Source organism: Marinobacter sp. L-80 (genome assembly GCF_056859395.1).
Window position 1 is genome coordinate 19,505 of record NZ_JBSXOI010000038.1, and the last position, 16,269, is coordinate 35,773.

16 protein-coding genes are annotated in these 16,269 nt (G+C 58.0%); 12 read left to right on the top strand and 4 right to left on the bottom strand.

The genetic code is table 11. The features are described 5' to 3' along the window. The first annotated feature begins 13 nt into the window (after positions 1-13). Positions 14-814, top strand: coding sequence for a helix-turn-helix domain-containing protein (locus tag AC13E3_RS02225; protein WP_039881881.1), 801 nt, complete (start codon positions 14-16; stop codon positions 812-814). Here the strand turns inward: AC13E3_RS02225 and mtnA are convergent. After that, on the bottom strand, positions 803-1,867 hold the full coding sequence (mtnA, locus tag AC13E3_RS02230; RefSeq protein ID WP_405419078.1) for an S-methyl-5-thioribose-1-phosphate isomerase: 1,065 nt from the start codon (positions 1,865-1,867) through the stop codon (positions 803-805). The genes AC13E3_RS02225 and mtnA overlap by 12 nt on opposite strands. Positions 1,868-1,979: 112 nt before the next feature. On the opposite strand from mtnA, the gene AC13E3_RS02235 reads away from it, so the two are divergent. Genes AC13E3_RS02235 through rdgC form a run of 8 tightly spaced genes read left to right on the top strand, consistent with a single transcriptional unit; the run spans position 1,980 to position 7,724 of the window. Then, a complete protein-coding gene (locus AC13E3_RS02235) occupies positions 1,980-3,317 on the top strand; it encodes a TRZ/ATZ family hydrolase (RefSeq protein ID WP_008171456.1) in 1,338 nt (445 codons plus the stop codon). A 35-nt stretch (positions 3,318-3,352) separates the two neighbouring features. Further along, entirely contained in the window at positions 3,353-4,069 is a 717-nt protein-coding gene (ubiG, locus tag AC13E3_RS02240) for a bifunctional 2-polyprenyl-6-hydroxyphenol methylase/3-demethylubiquinol 3-O-methyltransferase UbiG (RefSeq protein ID WP_008171454.1), read from the top strand. Continuing rightward, the gene (gph, locus tag AC13E3_RS02245) at positions 4,044-4,730 is read left to right on the top strand and encodes a phosphoglycolate phosphatase (protein ID WP_241956276.1); all 687 of its coding nucleotides are present in this window, start codon (positions 4,044-4,046) and stop codon (positions 4,728-4,730) included. The genes ubiG and gph overlap by 26 nt, the downstream gene beginning before the upstream one ends. A gap of 57 nt (positions 4,731-4,787) precedes the next feature. Beyond that, positions 4,788-5,537 carry a YciK family oxidoreductase gene (locus tag AC13E3_RS02250; protein ID WP_008171450.1) on the top strand — a complete coding sequence of 250 codons (750 nt, stop codon included), beginning with the start codon at positions 4,788-4,790 and terminating at the stop codon, positions 5,535-5,537. Beyond that, a complete protein-coding gene (locus AC13E3_RS02255; protein ID WP_008171448.1) occupies positions 5,537-5,770 on the top strand; it encodes a glutaredoxin family protein in 234 nt (77 codons plus the stop codon). Before AC13E3_RS02250 ends, AC13E3_RS02255 begins: the two co-directional genes overlap by 1 nt. A 12-nt stretch (positions 5,771-5,782) precedes the next feature. After that, positions 5,783-6,553, top strand: coding sequence for a peroxide stress protein YaaA (yaaA, locus tag AC13E3_RS02260; RefSeq protein ID WP_008171447.1), 771 nt, complete (start codon positions 5,783-5,785; stop codon positions 6,551-6,553). 24 nt (positions 6,554-6,577) lie between these two features. After that, positions 6,578-6,778: a DUF2788 domain-containing protein gene (locus AC13E3_RS02265; RefSeq protein ID WP_008171445.1), complete on the top strand. Its 201-nt coding sequence runs from the start codon at positions 6,578-6,580 to the stop codon at positions 6,776-6,778. 19 nt (positions 6,779-6,797) lie between these two features. Further along, positions 6,798-7,724 (top strand): recombination-associated protein RdgC, encoded by a 927-nt coding sequence (rdgC, locus tag AC13E3_RS02270; RefSeq protein WP_008171444.1) that lies wholly within the window; start codon positions 6,798-6,800, stop codon positions 7,722-7,724. Positions 7,725-7,780: 56 nt separating this feature from the next. On the opposite strand, the gene AC13E3_RS02275 is transcribed toward rdgC, so the two are convergent. Then, a complete protein-coding gene (locus AC13E3_RS02275) occupies positions 7,781-10,525 on the bottom strand; it encodes a bifunctional acetate--CoA ligase family protein/GNAT family N-acetyltransferase (RefSeq protein WP_092034051.1) in 2,745 nt (914 codons plus the stop codon). A 208-nt stretch (positions 10,526-10,733) separates the two neighbouring features. Here AC13E3_RS02275 and AC13E3_RS02280 point away from each other — a divergent pair, with 208 nt between their 5' ends. Beyond that, positions 10,734-11,660 (top strand): histone deacetylase family protein, encoded by a 927-nt coding sequence (locus tag AC13E3_RS02280; protein ID WP_053114886.1) that lies wholly within the window; start codon positions 10,734-10,736, stop codon positions 11,658-11,660. 6 nt (positions 11,661-11,666) lie between these two features. Here the strand turns inward: AC13E3_RS02280 and AC13E3_RS02285 are convergent, their stop codons facing one another. Continuing rightward, the gene (locus AC13E3_RS02285) at positions 11,667-12,584 is read right to left on the bottom strand and encodes a flagellar protein MotY (protein WP_053114885.1); all 918 of its coding nucleotides are present in this window, start codon (positions 12,582-12,584) and stop codon (positions 11,667-11,669) included. A gap of 183 nt (positions 12,585-12,767) precedes the next feature. Here AC13E3_RS02285 and pyrC point away from each other — a divergent pair, with 183 nt between their 5' ends. Next, entirely contained in the window at positions 12,768-13,799 is a 1,032-nt protein-coding gene (gene pyrC, locus AC13E3_RS02290; protein ID WP_053114884.1) for a dihydroorotase, read from the top strand. A 44-nt stretch (positions 13,800-13,843) separates the two neighbouring features. Beyond that, complete coding sequence (gene rnt / locus AC13E3_RS02295) at positions 13,844-14,500, top strand: ribonuclease T (protein WP_075267700.1); 657 nt, start codon at positions 13,844-13,846, stop codon at positions 14,498-14,500. Between the two features lie 74 nt (positions 14,501-14,574). On the opposite strand, the gene AC13E3_RS02300 is transcribed toward rnt, so the two are convergent. Beyond that, complete coding sequence (locus AC13E3_RS02300) at positions 14,575-16,149, bottom strand: cache domain-containing protein (RefSeq protein WP_482901663.1); 1,575 nt, start codon at positions 16,147-16,149, stop codon at positions 14,575-14,577. Positions 16,150-16,269 lie beyond the last annotated feature (120 nt).

Below are 16,269 nucleotides of genomic sequence, written 5' to 3' on the forward strand. Positions count from 1 at the left end.
AGCTCCAAGTCTCATGACTGAGCAGGACGCAGGCGGACAGGATAGCCACCAGAAAGCACGGATGTTGCAAGACATGCTACTGGACGCGCTACATGCCATGCGCTCCCTGGAGGAAGTGGAAGGGTTGGAGAAACCGGCGGCTCAGGAACGAACGCCGGAAGGCCTGATCGACCGCCTGGCAAGCCTTACCGGGTCTGCGCTCCGCTTCGGGGTCAAGGCGACGGATACGTCTCTTCGGGTGGGCCGGGCACTGATCAATTCCCAGGATCAGCTGCGGGCAATGCTCACAGCAGGCCAGTCTCTCAAAGACATCCGCGAAGTGGCCGGCCTCACCGTATCTGAAATGAGCGAGGCCCTTAACCTGCGGGACAAGTCCGTCCTGGAGGCTATAGAGAACGGCACCACCACCCTGTCCTTCGAACTGATACTACGTCTGGCAGCCCTCATTGCCAGAAACGATCCCATCCCGTTCATCATGCGCACCACGCGCAACTACAATCCCGAAGTCTGGCAGATTCTGAATGACTGGGGCGTGGCGAGACTGCCCCTGCAATTTGAGCGGGAGCGGGAGTTTATCAACATCTTCCGCCGGCATGATGACGCTCGCACGCTCTCGGATGAAGGTTTCCAGAAAGTGCTGGAGTTCACCCGTCAAAGCTTTGAAATGTCCCTGCACTTTATTGAGGAGCAGGAACGGCAGGTGGCCGAACTCAGGGCCACCTACGAGGAAAAGCACCCCGACGTGAAAAGGTCACCTGACAAGCCTGCCGCCAAAAAGAAGCAGCCGGAGCGCACCCCACCGTCAACCAAATAACGCCTGCATACCGGTTATATTCGGGTTATGCACCACGCCCTTTTCAGTAACGATCGCGTCGATCAGGCTTGCCGGTGTCACGTCAAAGACCGGATTGAATGCGTTGATGCCTTCCGGCGCCAACCCGATACCGCGTATCTCCCGGATCTCAATGCCGTCGCGCTCCTCAATGGCCACATCTGCCCCTGACGCCGTGGCCATGTCCACCGTGCTTGAAGGCGCGACCACCATGAAGCCCACTTTGTGATGGCGGGCCAGAACCGCCAGGCTGTAGGTGCCGATCTTGTTGACCACATCACCATTGGCAGTTATTCGATCCGCGCCGACGATCACCCAGCGTACGTCTTTCCGGGCCATGATGGCGGCAGCGGCACCATCGGCATTCAACGTGACGGGAATGCCGTCGCGTGAAAGTTCCCAGGCCGTCAACCGGCCACCCTGAAGCCAGGGGCGAGTCTCGTCGGCATAGACGTCTGCCAGCAGCTTTTCCTCATGGAGACGACGAACAACGCCCAGTGCCGTACCGTAGCCCCCGGTGGCCAATGCACCGGTATTGCAATGGGTCAGCACCGAAAACGGTGCCTCTGCTCCGATAAACTCAAGGGCATGGTCCGCCATGGCAAAGTTGGCGGCCAGGTCTTCCTCATGTATGGCCCGGGCCTCCGAGGCCAGGCGTTTTACCGCTTCGTCCAGCGAATGGCACGCGTGGAAAATCCTTTCCATGCGCTGCAGCGCCCAGAACAGGTTTACTGCGGTCGGACGTGAAGCTGCAAGCTCGCGAATGGCCTGTTTGATTTCGGCCTTCCAGTCCCCGCCACCGGCATGTCTGGCCGCAAGGGCCACCCCGTAGGCTGCACTGATGCCGATTGCAGGAGCGCCCCGAACCACCATATCCCGGATACTCTGCGCTACACCGGCAGCGCCTTCCAGCGTTATCCAGTGCTCCTCTCCCGGCAGCAGGCGTTGATCCAGCAGCTCAAGACTGCTGCCGTGCCAGCGAATCGCAACGGTGCCAATGGCCCGTTCTTGGGAGGGTTTCGGGGTTGTTGTCATAGAAGACTGCTCCGGTTTTTCAGCGCTGAAAACTGCCAGTATAACGGTTATACTTCCGGGCTACATTTTCAAGGTGTGGAAGCTCCGCGCCATGCGCTGTAAGGCAGGATAAATGACGGCAGACACTATCACCGCAGCCGATATTCGCATCAACGCGCGCTGGCTGATCCCGATTGAGCCGGCAGGCACGGTACTTGAGCATTATGCAGTGATTATCCAGGGTGACCGCCTTGCCGCAGTCATTCCCCAGGAACAGGCGGACAGATCGTTCAGAACCCGGGAAACCGTTGATCTTCCGAACCACGTCGTCATGCCCGGCCTGATCAACATGCACGGCCACGCGGCCATGAGCCTGTTCAGGGGCATGGCAGACGATCTTCCGCTGATGACCTGGCTGAATGACCATATCTGGCCGGCCGAAGGTCGCTTTATCAGCGAGCAGTTCATTGCCGATGGCACCCAACTGGCCATGGCCGAGATGCTGCGTACGGGAACCACCACGTTTTCTGACATGTATTTCTTCCCGGAAATTGCGGCTCAGATGGCGCACGATACGGGCATTCGTGCGCAAGTCTGTTTTCCGCTGCTCGACTTCCCGACGCCGTGGGGTGCCGGACCCGAGGAATACCTGAGCAAGGGCGCCGACTTTATCGACAGCTGGAAAAACGATTGCTACATCATGCCGGCCATTGGCCCCCATGCACCCTACACTGTGTCCGACGGCCCGATGATTGAAGCCGTCCGGCTCTCCGAAAAGACCGGCGCAGCCATCCAGATCCACCTGCACGAAACGGCATTCGAAGTGGCCGAGGCTACTGAAAAGCTGGGTCAACGGCCGACAGCCCGGCTGGCGGATCTCGGCCTGCTCCGCCCAGAGACCCAGTGCGTCCATATGACCCAGATCGATGCCAGCGATATCAGCTTGCTTAAACAAACGGGCGCCCATGTTATCCACTGCCCGGAATCGAATCTGAAGCTGGCCAGCGGCCTTTGTCCGGTGCAGGAACTCCTCGATAGCGGGATCAACGTTGCCATAGGCACCGACGGCGCCGCCAGCAACAACGACCTCGATCTGTTCGGGGAACTTCGGACTGCCGCCATGATGGCCAAAGTAGTGGCCAATGATGCCTCGGCGCTGTCGGCGCACAAGGCCCTACAGATGGCCACCATCAACGGGGCAAGGGCTCTGGGGCGGGACCATGAACTGGGTTCTCTGGCCGAGGGCAAGCTGGCGGACATCATTGCCATTGACCTGAGCGACCCGTTTTTGCAGCCGGTCTACGACCCGGCTTCGCACCTCGTATACAGCAACCATGGTCGATCAGTAAGCCACAGCTGGATTAACGGCGTACCACAAGTACAGGATGGCCGGCTTACCCGCATTGACGTTGCCGATCTCATGCTTCGAGTTGAGGACTGGGCCGGGCGAATCCGCACAAAGGCTGACTAACTGATTTCCTATTGATTCACCAGGCAGAACCAACCATGACAAACCAGAACGTAGACCGGAACGAGATCGCCAAATTCGAGGCCCTTGCCAGCCGCTGGTGGGATCCCTCGAGCGAATTCAAGCCACTGCATGATATTAATCCCCTGCGGCTGAACTACATCGACGAGCGGGTTTCCCTGGCCGGAAAGCGCGCTCTGGATGTCGGCTGCGGTGGTGGCTTGCTGTCGGAGGGCATGGCCCAGCGAGGCGCCCACGTTACCGGTATCGACATGGGCGAGGCTCCGCTGGCCGTCGCGCGGCTGCATGGCATGGAGAGCGGCGTGAATGTGGATTATCGCCAGATCACCATCGAGGAACTGGCCGAGGACAGCGAACACGCGGGCCAGTACGACGTGGTCACCTGCCTGGAAATGCTTGAGCATGTACCGGACCCCGCATCGGTGGTGAGGTCCTGTGCCGCCATGCTGAAACCGGGCGGCCATCTGTTTGTATCAACCATCAACCGGAACCCGAAATCGTTTCTTTTTGCGATTGTGGGGGCGGAGTACGTGCTCAGGTTGCTACCCAAAGGCACCCACGAATGGAAGAAATTTATCCGGCCATCGGAAATGTCCGACCATCTTCGCCACGCAGGGCTGGAAGTCCGTGAGCTTACGGGGATGACCTATAACCCCGTCACCAAGGTATACAAGCTAGGACGGGACGTGGACGTCAACTATCTGATGCATGCCAGAGATATTCGTGAAGCCTGAAACCACGCATCGAGCCTCCACGGTCCTGTTTGATCTGGATGGAACGCTGATTGACACCGCACCGGACTTTATCCGGTGCCTTAATCAGTTACGGGAACAGCACGGGCTCGCCGCCCTTCCACACGAGCATATCCGACGCTCGGTCTCGAACGGCGCGCGCGCCATGATCCGGGTCGGCTTCGGCCTGGAACCGGAACATCCGGAATACCTGGAAAAACACACCGCGTTCCTCGACCTCTACGAGGCGGGCGTGGCAGTGGAGACCAGCCTGTTCGAGGGCATGGACGAGCTTCTCAAAGCCCTCGAGGAGCAAGGTATTCCCTGGGGCATTGTGACCAATAAGCCTGCCAGGTTCGCGGTTCCACTGATCGAGGCCCTTAACCTGGCTGACCGTTGCGCGGCTCTGGTTTGCCCCGATCACGTTGCCCAGCGCAAACCTCATCCGGAGGCCCTCTTTCTGGCCTGCCAGCAGATCGGCGCCGATCCCGCCACCGGCATTTATGTGGGCGACCACGAACGGGACATCGAAGCCGGGCGTAACGCAGGCATGAAAACCATCGCCGTCCGCTACGGTTACATTGAGGAGCCGGAAGCCATTGACCTGTGGCAAGCGGACCTCATCGCCGACACCGTCACGGATCTGGCAAAGCTGTTACAATAGCGCATCAAATTTAGGATCCGGTGTTCAGCCGGTAACAGCCTGACACGGAGACAGGTTATGCATGATTACCAAGCACCCGCCGATCTTCTGAAAGACCGCATCGTAATGGTGACGGGTGCCGGCAGCGGCATTGGCCGGGCTGCAGCGAAGGCCTACGCCGCCCACGGCGCCACCGTGGTACTGGTAGGTCGCACGGTCAGCAAACTCGAAACGGTTTACGATGAAATTGAGGCAGCGGGCCACCCCAAGCCTGCCATCGTGCCCATGAACTTCGAGGGCGCCGCGGTGAAAGACTACGAAGAATTGGCTATGACCCTGGAAGATAACTTCGGGCAGCTGGATGGTTTGCTGCACAACGCGGCAATTCTGGGCGACCGCAGTCCTGTGGAGCTTTATGACCCGGAAACCTGGAACAAGGTCATGCACGTGAACGCAACGGCGCCTTTCCTGCTAAGCCGGGCAATGATTCCCCTGCTTCGCAAATCCGACGACGCCTCGGTGATCTTCACCTCCTCTGGTGTCGGCCGCAAGGCAAAAGCCTACTGGGGCGCCTATGCCGTCTCCAAGTTTGCCGTAGAGGGCCTGAGCCAGTTGCTGTCCGAAGAGCTGGACGACGAGCGTCACAATGTCCGGGTAAACAGTCTGAACCCCGGCGCGACCCGTACCAACATGAGAGCCCACGCCTATCCGGCGGAGAATCCACAGCAAAATCCGGCACCAGAGGACCTGATGCCGATTTACCTGTACCTCATGGGCAAGGACAGCCAGGGCGTCAACGGCCAGAAACTGGACGCACAACCGAAATAATGGAACTGCTTTTTTACACAACCTCTCAGTGCCACCTGTGTGAACTGGCCGAAGCCCTGCTTGTAAGCACGCCCATGCCGGAGCCGATCCCGGTAGACGTGGTGGACATTGCCCAGTCCGAAGAACTGGTAGAACGCTACGGTACCCGGATACCGGTGCTCCGACGCAACGATACCGGTGTGGAACTGGACTGGCCTTTTACCAGGGATGACTTACTTACATTCCTGCAATGAGGATTGCCTGACATGTTGATGGTTATTTCCCCTGCCAAAACGCTGGATTACGAGAGTCCGCTGGCGACCAGTACCTATACTCAGCCGGAATTCCTTGAGGATGCCTGCGAGCTGGTCGACCAGCTTAAAACGCTGGAGCCGCACCAGATCAGCAATCTGATGAGCATCAGCGACAAGCTTGGGCAGCTGAACGCCGAGCGCTTCCAGAACTGGCACACACCGTTTACCCCCGAGAATGCCCGGCAGGCTGTGCTGGCTTTCAAAGGTGACGTGTACACCGGCCTGGACGCCGAGAGCTTCAGTGAACAGGACTTCGACTTTGCCCAACAGCATCTGCGCATGCTTTCCGGTCTGTATGGCGTCCTGAAACCGCTGGACCTGATGCAGCCCTACCGCCTGGAAATGGGTACCCGGTTCGAGAATAACCGTGGCAAGGATCTGTATGCCTTCTGGGGCAGCAAGATCACAGAGGAGATCAACCGGCTGCTTGCGGATGACGACGGCGTGCTGGTCAACCTCGCCTCCAACGAGTATTTCAAAAGCGTAAAGAAGAAAGACCTTGAAGGCCGGCTGATTACCCCCCAATTCAAGGACTGGAAGAATGGTCAGTACAAGATGATCAGCTTTTATGCCAAGAAAGCCCGGGGGCTGATGTGTCGGTTTGCCATTCAGAACCGCATTACCCAGGCCGACGACCTCAAGGGATTCAACCTCGAAGGCTATTACTTCAGCGAAGACCAATCCGATAAGAACAACTGGGTTTTCCTGCGGGATGAACAGTAATCCACGTTGAAATCGGAGTCAGCAATGAACGAAGCAATGTTTTCCCAGATCGCCATGCTGGTGTTTCTGACCGGCCTGATTGTCTGGATGGGTGTCATCGTCTGGGATCTGGCCAAGAAATCCCAGGCCGGCAAGTTCGGCACCATCGCACTGTTTACGGTGCTGGGCGCCGGCGTTGTGGGCTTTATCGTTAAAACCGTACTCGTAGAGATCATGCAAATATGAAAGACAAGGACCAGCCCTGATGTGGTTTCGCAACGCCCGCGTATTCCGATTTACCAAACCCTTTGATATCTCTGCCGAAGAGCTGGAAGACAAGCTCCAGGCCGATGCCTTCAAGCCCTGCGGACCTCAGGAAACCAGCCGCCAGGGCTGGGTTCCGCCCCTGGGCAAGCATGGCGAACAGCTGGTTCACAGTGCCAACGGCTATCACCTGATTGCCCTGCGCAAGGAGGAAAAGATTCTTCCCGGCCCGGTGGTGAAAGAAGCGGTTGAGGAGAAGGCCGAAGCCATCGAGTTCGAGCAGGGCCGGAAGGTCCGGCGCAAAGAAAAGGACGAAATCAAGGAACAGGTAATGCTGGAGATGCTGCCCCAGGCCTTCTCCAAGAACCGCCGCTCCTTTGCCTACCTCGCCCCCCAGGACGGTGTTCTGGTGGTGGACGCGGGTTCCGCCAAGCAGGCGGAAGATCTGGCCTCGACTCTGCGCAAGAGCCTCGGATCGCTGCCGGTTCGTCCACCCGCGGTGGAACAGGCACCTGCTTTCACCTTTACCGGTTGGCTGAACGAATCCATCGACCTGCCTGGCAAGGTGGTTCTGGGCACTGAATGCGAACTCAAGGATCCGTCTGAAGATGGCGGCGTGGTTCGCTGCAAAGGCCTGGACCTGAAAGCCGATGAAATCCGCAACCATCTGGATGCGGGCATGCAGGTGACCAAGCTGTCCCTGACCTGGGACGACAACGTCTCCTTTGTGCTGGATGAAGAACTGGGCATCCGTCGCCTCAAGTTCGGCGAAACACTTCAGGATCAACTGGACGATGTCGACGTGGACGACCACGCTGCCAAGTTTGATGCGGCTTTCACGCTCATGACCCTTGAGCTGTCCCGGCTGATTCCAGGGCTCCTGGAAGCGCTCGGCGGCGAAGATCGCTCTGCGATTGTCGAAGAGTAGTGCCGTAAATCCGGGTCAGATACCCGCTTTATCTGACCCGGCCTCCCTTGCGCTCTTCAGTGGGCGCTCTTTCCCAGCCGCTCTCTCTGCCAGTCTTTTTCCGGTTCGTTCAGGACCAGCCGCAGATCCATCACTTCCTCTTCGGTATTGAACTTGATTTCAAAGCCCAGATGTTCCGCCAGCTGCAACATGGGACGATTATCCGGCAGCACATTGCCCACCATTTCCACGGTACCCCTGGCCCGACAGTAATCGATCATCTTTTGCATCAGGGCAACGCCGAGGCCTTCGCCCTTCATTTTATCGTGCACCATGACCGCGAACTCGCATTGCAGGTTATCGGCATCGGTCCAGGTGCGCACGGTTCCGAGGGTTTCCTCGCCTTCCCCGTCTTCCCTGGGCGCGTTGGCAATAAAAACCATCTCCCGGTCGTAATCGATTTGCACCATCTGGGCTACGTCTTCGCGAGAGAAATGCTTGCGATACTGGAAGAACCGGTAACGAATGGATTCCGGCGACTGCAACTCATGGAACGCCCGGTGGGCAGGCTCATCTTCCGCCAGTACCGGTCGAATGATGACCCGGCGCCCGGATTTGGGCAAAACAATCCATTCCTCCAGTTCCCGCGGGTAAGGCTGAATAATCGGCCGCCCCGGCTTGTCGGCCAGATTGATGGCAATATTGACAGCCACGGCCCCCTGCTCGTTGAACAGCAAGGGCGAGATCTCAAGCCCCTTGATTTCCGGAATGTCGATAACGATCTGTGAGAGGGTGACCAGGGTCTCGGACACCGCGCGGATATCCTCCTCCGGCTTCAGGCTGTGTTCTTTCAGCAGCTTGTACATGTAGGTACGGCGCAGAAGCTCACGGGCCAACACCATGTTCAATGGCGGCAGTGCGATCTGACGATCGGTCATCACGTTGATCTGGGCGCCAGCTGCACCACAAACCACCAGGGGCCCAAACAATGCGTCCCGGGTAATGCCGACACTGAACTCGATCCCACCCACGTGCTGGTAGGAACGCTGAACCGCAAACCCTAGAAATCCACTTTCCGGGAAATGGCTCTTGTACTCCTCCATCAGGTAGCGGCACGAATCCATGATGGCCGCCTCGCTGTTCAGTTTCTGGACCGTACCCTTGTACCGACGCTGGGTCGGACTCAGGTCCAGAAAAGGATGGCACGCCTGCTCGTGAATGATGGTAATGTCGATGGGGCGCCGCTCAACCGCAAACACCTCCAGCACCTCTTCCATATCGTCGCAGTACATGGTTTCGATGGTGCTGATCCCGTAGTCCCGCACCAGGTCCCGCGCTTCCCGGTTCGACAGGTGATACCGACCTGCTCGAAGGGCCCTGTTGACCACATGACGGGTGTGGGTGCGGTCTGCAAAGTGGTCGGTAAAGGATTCCGGCGTTTCCGTAAGCAGCCGCTGAACCCGCTGGTGACGAACATGCTGCATGAATGCCATCACGGCTTTTTCGGGATTGAAGAACGACGGCAGCCCGGCCCGGTAAAACTCTTCCCGAGCATCCATGACCGTACTCTGGCCGAGCCAGCAGGTGAACACATTCAGACGTGTGCCCTTGGACGCCTGCACAACCGCGTCCGCAATCTGGAGGCTGTCCTCCGTCAGACTCGGGGCATACATCACCAGAACGTTTGCCACTTCCGGATCCTTTGCCAGGATCTTGATGGCCTGGCCGTAAAGTTCCGGCGAGGCATCGTAGTTAAGGTCAATGGGGTTTTTGCGGGTCCAGTAAGGTGGCAGCAGCTCGGCCAGGTTCTCAATGCTGGAATTCGACAGCTCTGCCAGTTCACCACCAAGATCCGCCAACCGGTCCACGGCCAACACCCCGGGGCCGACCCCATTGGCCATGATCGCCAGGGTTTCGCGGCGCAAGGGACGCATCCGCGTCAATGTCTCGAGCGCATCAAACATCTGGCCAAGGCCATCCACCCGGAGCACACCTGCCCTCTGAAGCATGGCGTCGTAAATCGGATCGCTGCGTTTCAGGCCATCAGGGAGGTCGTGGGGAAACCACTCCGACTCCGGCACCCGACCGGACTTCACCGCAATCACCGGCTTGGTGCGGGACGCCACCCGCACCGCCGACATGAAGCGGCGGGCATTGGGAATGTTTTCGATGTGCAGGAGAATCGCACGGGTCTGTGTATCCTGCGCCAGGTAGTCGATCAGGTCGTCGTGATCGATATCCATGCCATCGCCCAGGGTCAGGAAGTAGGAAAACCCCACACCACGGGCGAATGCCCAGTCGATGACCGAACTGGCGATGGTGCCGGACTGGCCAACGAAGGCAACCCGGCCAGGGATGGCGCCCATATGGGCGTAGGTAGCGTTCAGGCTGCGTGCCGGGACCATCAGGCCAATGGTGTTGGGGCCCAGAACCCGGATTCCGGTCTCCCGGGCCGCTTCACGAACGGAATACATCAGGGGCTGGCCGGTTTTACTGTGAGTACGTGACATGCCACCGGTCATAACGATCGCGGTGCGCACCCCGGCCTCCCCCAGCCGCTTGATGGTCTTGGCCACGGTATCCGGCGGCGTACAGATGATTGCCAGGTCCGGGGAAAATTCCATTTTCGAGACTTTCTTGACGCAGGGCACCCCGTGCACGTTGTCGTAATCGTTCTGGTTAACCACCAGTAACCGGCCGGGATAACCGCCCCCCATCAGGTTCCGCAACACCATACCGCCAAGGTTGTCTGCCCGCTCCGACGCACCGATCACCGCAATGGACGCGGGATTAAACAGGCTCTCCAGATACCGGGTGCTCAAGCTGACTCTCCTTTGTATGCGGCCGGCAGACCGTTGGGAAATAAATGTAATAAAACAGGTTACTTATGAGTGTAACTCTTATCTTAGGCCTTGATACCCCGATGTGAAATGACTATCGCCGTTATAAGACCAAAGAAACACGGCATCGTGCAGTTTTCCCTGATAAGCTTGAAGAAAATATAAGCATATCGAAGGCAGTCCGAGACGTATGACCACGGCATTCTTTTCCCACGATGACTTCATGAAACACAACATGGGGCCGGAACATCCGGAAAGCCCTGAGCGGCTGGCGGCCATCATCAGCTACCTTGCTGATACTGGCCTGGACCAGAAGCTGGACTGGGTGCGGCCGGAAGAAATCACCCGTGATCAGCTTCTGATGGTGCATCCGGAAAAATATCTCCATCAACTGGACCTGATGCAACCGACCCGCGGCCGCGTGTTTACCGACCCGGACACGGCCATGATGCCCGACACCCTTCGAGCCGCTCGTCTGGCAGCTGGTGCCAATATCCAGGCCGTGGATATGGTCATGAGCAGCCAGGTTACTAACGCGTTTGTGTGTGCCCGGCCGCCCGGGCACCATGCCGAGCGGGCGAAATCCATGGGGTTCTGTTTTTACAACAACGTTGCCCTGGCCGCCATGCGCGCCCTCACCTTTCATCATTTGGAGCGGGTCGCGATCATCGATTTCGACGTGCACCAGGGCAATGGCACCGTAGACATTGTCAGTGGCGACGAGCGTATCCTGATGTGCTCAAGCTTCCAGCATCCCTTCTATCCGCACTCCCACGTGCACCGGCAGGCCGACAACATCGTGAATATTCCGATTGAGGCAAACTGTTCGTCTGAAGAGTACCGGAAGCAGGTGGAGGCGGGATGGCTGAAGCGCCTGAATGAATTCAAACCGCAGTTGATCCTGATTTCGGCGGGTTTTGATGCCCACCGGCTGGATCCGATGGCAGAACTGAATCTGGATACGGAAGATTATCGCTGGCTAACAGAAATGATTGTGAGTGTCGCCAGTGAGCACAGCAATGACCGGATCATTTCAACCCTGGAAGGCGGTTACCACCTGCGGGCCCTGGCGGAAAGCGTCAATGCCCACCTGGAAGTTCTGGATTCGGTTTACTGACGCCAATCAGCCCCTGGGTTCGCCGCCATAGCCGTTGGCCTGTTGCAGTTCCGGGCGGTCACCGGCCCGTTGCAGGCGGATATTGGTGCGGCGGTTATCGGCGGGCCGGTTGGATACCGGGTACTGGTCGCCGTGAGCCCGAACGGTAATCATGTTTTCATCAATACCGCTCGCCTTGAGGTAGTCGGCTACTACATTGGCGCGATCTTCGGAAAGCGCACGGTTGTCGATCCGGCTTCCAATACTGTCACTATGGCCATCCACGAAAATCCGCTCGACCGTGGAATCTGCATTCACATAGGCCACGATGTTATCCAGTAGTTGCCTGTCGGCATCGGACAATTGCGTGCTGCCGCTGGCAAAGGGCACCCTCGAGCGCTGGATCTGATCAAAGTTTACCGGCAGAAGATTGGACGTACAGCGCTGATAACGCTGGTACTCGCCGGCGAAGTTGATGTTGGAGACCTGAACCCGCACCGGGCGGCCATCAAACCACGATTCCCTGGTTACCGTCGGGCGCATCCCGTCCAGAAGTCCATGGGCGACCACGAACGCCTGACGGGTATCCAGCGAGACCTGACGGCGATCATCCGAGACATTGACCGTTCCCAGGGGCTTCGGCGCCACACCCGGACGCCAGGCCGGTGCCTCGACCACAAGGCTGCCGCGCCCTGGTCGCATCAATGCGGAATCAGACTCCAGGAAAAAGCTGAGACTTTCACCGGCGCGATGATTGAACACCGCCCGACCGTAGCCGGGAACTTCGTGCACCAGCCGGCATTCAAATACCGACTCGGCGAGATACCACTGGCTGTTCTCGATTCCGGCGCCATAGCTGGCAGCCTGCGCGGTTGCCGGCAGAAGCACCACGGGCAACGTGGCAACCAGCAGAGTATTCAGGAGTTGTCCGGGGCGAAATCCCATAGAGCTAGCCATCAGTGTCCGGAGTTAGCAGAGTCAGACTGTTTAACGGCCTGAGCCGGAAGTTCTTTAGCCACCAACCGGAAAACAATCACCCGCGCCTTCTGGTATAATTCGCCAAATTTTTTCGGCTCCCAGAGAACCGGGCACAAGCTCGCCCCGCCAAAGGTATTTCGGACAAACGCCATGACAGACAAGCTCACGCTCACACGCCCCGACGACTGGCACCTTCACGTACGGGACGGCGACATTCTCAACGACGTGGTACCGGCTACGGCCGCCTGCTTCGCTCGCGCCATCATCATGCCTAACCTGGTACCGCCAGTTACCACCGCAGCCGATGCCACAGCCTACCGGGAACGCATTCTGGCGGCTGCCAATGGCACCGAGTTCGAGCCGTTGATGACGCTGTATCTGACCGAGAGCATGACGGCGCAGACCATCCGGGATGCCAGGGCTGCCGGCGTTGTGGCTGCCAAGCTTTACCCCGCCGGAGCAACGACCAATTCCGACTCCGGCGTGAAGGATATCCGCAACATCTACCCGGTTCTGGAAGCCATGGCCAATTGTGGCATGCTGCTGCTGGTACACGGCGAGGTAACCGATGCCGATATCGACATTTTTGACCGGGAAAAGGTATTTCTGGAGCGTGTCCTGGCACCCACTCTCGAGGCTTTCCCGAACCTGAAGGTTGTACTGGAACATATCACCACGGCCGATTCCGCAGAATTTGTCCGGCAGCACGCCGGTGACAACCTCGGTGCGACTCTGACGCCCCAGCACCTGATGTACAACCGCAACCACATGCTGGTAGGCGGCATTCGACCGCATCTCTATTGCCTGCCAATCCTGAAGCGTAACCGCCATCAACAGGCGCTCAGGGACGCGGTGGCCAGCGGCGACAAACGCTTTTTCCTGGGCACGGATTCCGCCCCCCATTCAAAGGATCGCAAAGAGGCAGCCTGCGGTTGCGCTGGCTGTTACTCGGCCTACGGCGCAATCGGTCTGTATGCGGACATTTTCGAAGAGCTTGGCATCCTGGATAAACTTGAAGCATTCGCCAGTTTCAACGGGCCGGATTTCTATGGCCTACCGCGGAATACCGATACCATCACCCTGATTCGTGACCCCTGGACCATGCCGGCAGAGCTGCCGCTGGCTGACGGAACCATCGTGCCCCTCAAGGCTGGTGAAACCGTTCACTGGAAACTGGCGTAAACCTGACTCATTCCTTCTCACACACGGCCAAGACCGGAGCTTGAGTGACTGACGAAAACAAACCACCGCATCCCATGTCCCGCCGCTTTCGCGGGTTTCTGCCTGTTGTAGTCGACGTGGAAACCGCTGGCTTCAATCCCGAGCGGGACGCCCTGCTGGAAGTGGCGGCAGTGATACTGACCATGGACGACGATGGCTGGGTGCGGCGCGCTGAAACCCACGTTCAGCAGATCGATCCTTTCGAAGGCGCGAATCTGGAGCAGTCCGCGCTTGATTTCACGGGTATTGATCCGTGGAATCCGGAGCGAGAAGCGGTACCCGAGCGGGAAGGACTCAGCGAGATCTTCAGCCCCATTCGCAAGGCGGTGAAGAACCACGATTGCAAGCGAGCCGTCCTGGTGGGCCACAATGCCACCTTTGACCATAACTTCATCTTTGCAGCCGCGCTGCGGGCCGACATCCGTCGTAACCCGTTCCATCCTTTCTCAACCTTCGATACCGCCACGCTGGCCGGCCTGGCCTATGGCCACACGGTTCTGGCCCAGGCCTGCAAACTCGCGGGCATTCCGTTCAGCAACAAGGAAGCCCATTCCGCCGCCTATGACGCGGAAAAAACCGCAGACCTGTTCTGTGGCATTGTGAATCGCTGGAAAGAACTGGGCGGCTTTCCGCCTCCGGTGATCCCCGAAGAGACCGAATAACCGCCATAAAAAAACCCGCCGCAGCGGGTTTTTTTCTGTGTGCCAGGCCTAAGTGTTGAAGGCACGCCTCATACTCAGCTGACTTTAAAGCGGGACAGAGAATCCCTGAGCTGATGAGACAACTCCGCCAAGTCACCACTGGCTTCGGAGATCTGGACCATGGCCTGTTTGGTCTCCAAGGACTTTTCAGCAATTGTGGATACGTTGCGCGTTACTTCTTCGGCCGTGGCTGATTGCTCTTCGGAAGCCGTAGCAATCTGCTCCGCCATACCGGACATCCGGGCAACCTCTTCCACTGCCTCGCGAAGCCGCAATACAACGGCTCCTGCCCGCTCGGAAATACCACTGGCCTGGCGCTGGGACGCTTCTTCAACCTTGAAGATCACTTCTTTCAGGTCTGACACCATCTTGAGCATGGAGCCGTATACGCCCGTGGCATTGTCACTGTCGGACGAATCAATGACCAGGTTACCTGCAGCTACCTGTTCCGCCAGTGCCTGCAATTCGGACGGGTCTTTGCCGAGGGGTTTCATGATCCGCACTGCGGTCCAGACCGCCACGGCCGCCACAGCCAGGAGCACAATAGCAATGGCTATCGCCGCCAGCGTCCACATTTCACGCACCGGCGCCAAGGCCTCGTCTTCGCTAATCTCCGCCACCAGCGCCCAGTTCAGCCCGCCTACGGTAACTGGCCTGTGGGCGGAAAACACTGGCTCGCCACGGTAGGACGTAACCACGCCTTCACCGGAATTTCCGGCCAGGGCCTCATCCACCGATGTCGAACTAATGCGTCCATTCTCCGGGTCGGCAAAGGAAGCGACAACACTGCGGTTTTCCGGATCCAGGTAGGAGTCTGACCGCATCAGGTTATCCGGCCCCACCAGATAGGCATCCCCGGTTTCGCCCATGCCATCTCGTTCCATCATGATGTTGTTCAGGCTGTCGATGGGGAACTGGAAGGCCAGCACGGCCAGCCGCTCATCTTTTTCGGAATATATGGGGGTTGCCACAAATCCGGCGGGCGCACCGTAGGACGGTACATACCGAGTAAAATCAACAAAAGTCGGAGCAGTATCCTGTCCGTCAGACATCGCCTGACGATAAGCTGCCGCCAGGCCAGAATCCGCGTAAGGACCGTCTTTCAGGGAGGTAGCAAAATCCACCTCTTTGGCTACGGAATAGATAACATGGCCTGTATCGGCATCAATCAGATAAATATCGTAGTAGCCGAACGCCTCCTGAAACTCCTTGAACGAGGTGTGCCACTGTTTGTGAAGCGTGTTATAAAACTGCGCGATATGGACGTCAGCCGATACCAATTCGTCTTTCTGCCCCACAGGATTCGGGTTGTCCACGATGTAACCCATCTGCAGAGCCAGGCTGTTTTTGCTGAGGGATGCAACGAAGTCCGAGGCTGAACGTCCGTTAGCACCACCATTTTGCTGCAAGGGTGGCAAAAAATTCTGCTGATAATAAGCCTCGACGTTTTCTCGTAAGGTCGACTGCTCCTCTTGTACCAGTTTTTCATAATTCTGGAATGCCAAACCAAACCCCTGGGCCGCCGTTCGGGTCCCGCGATTATTGGCCATGGCTTTCAGCTGCCGGGCAATAGTGCTGAGATAATCTTCAACCTGAATCCGTGACTTCACACGGTCTAATTTAATCCCCAGACCTGCAACCGCAAGGCCTGAGGCGATATAATCGCACCTGACATCCATTCACCCAGTCAGTGCACCGGCCCATGCGTACCTTCACCCTCCAGCAATCAA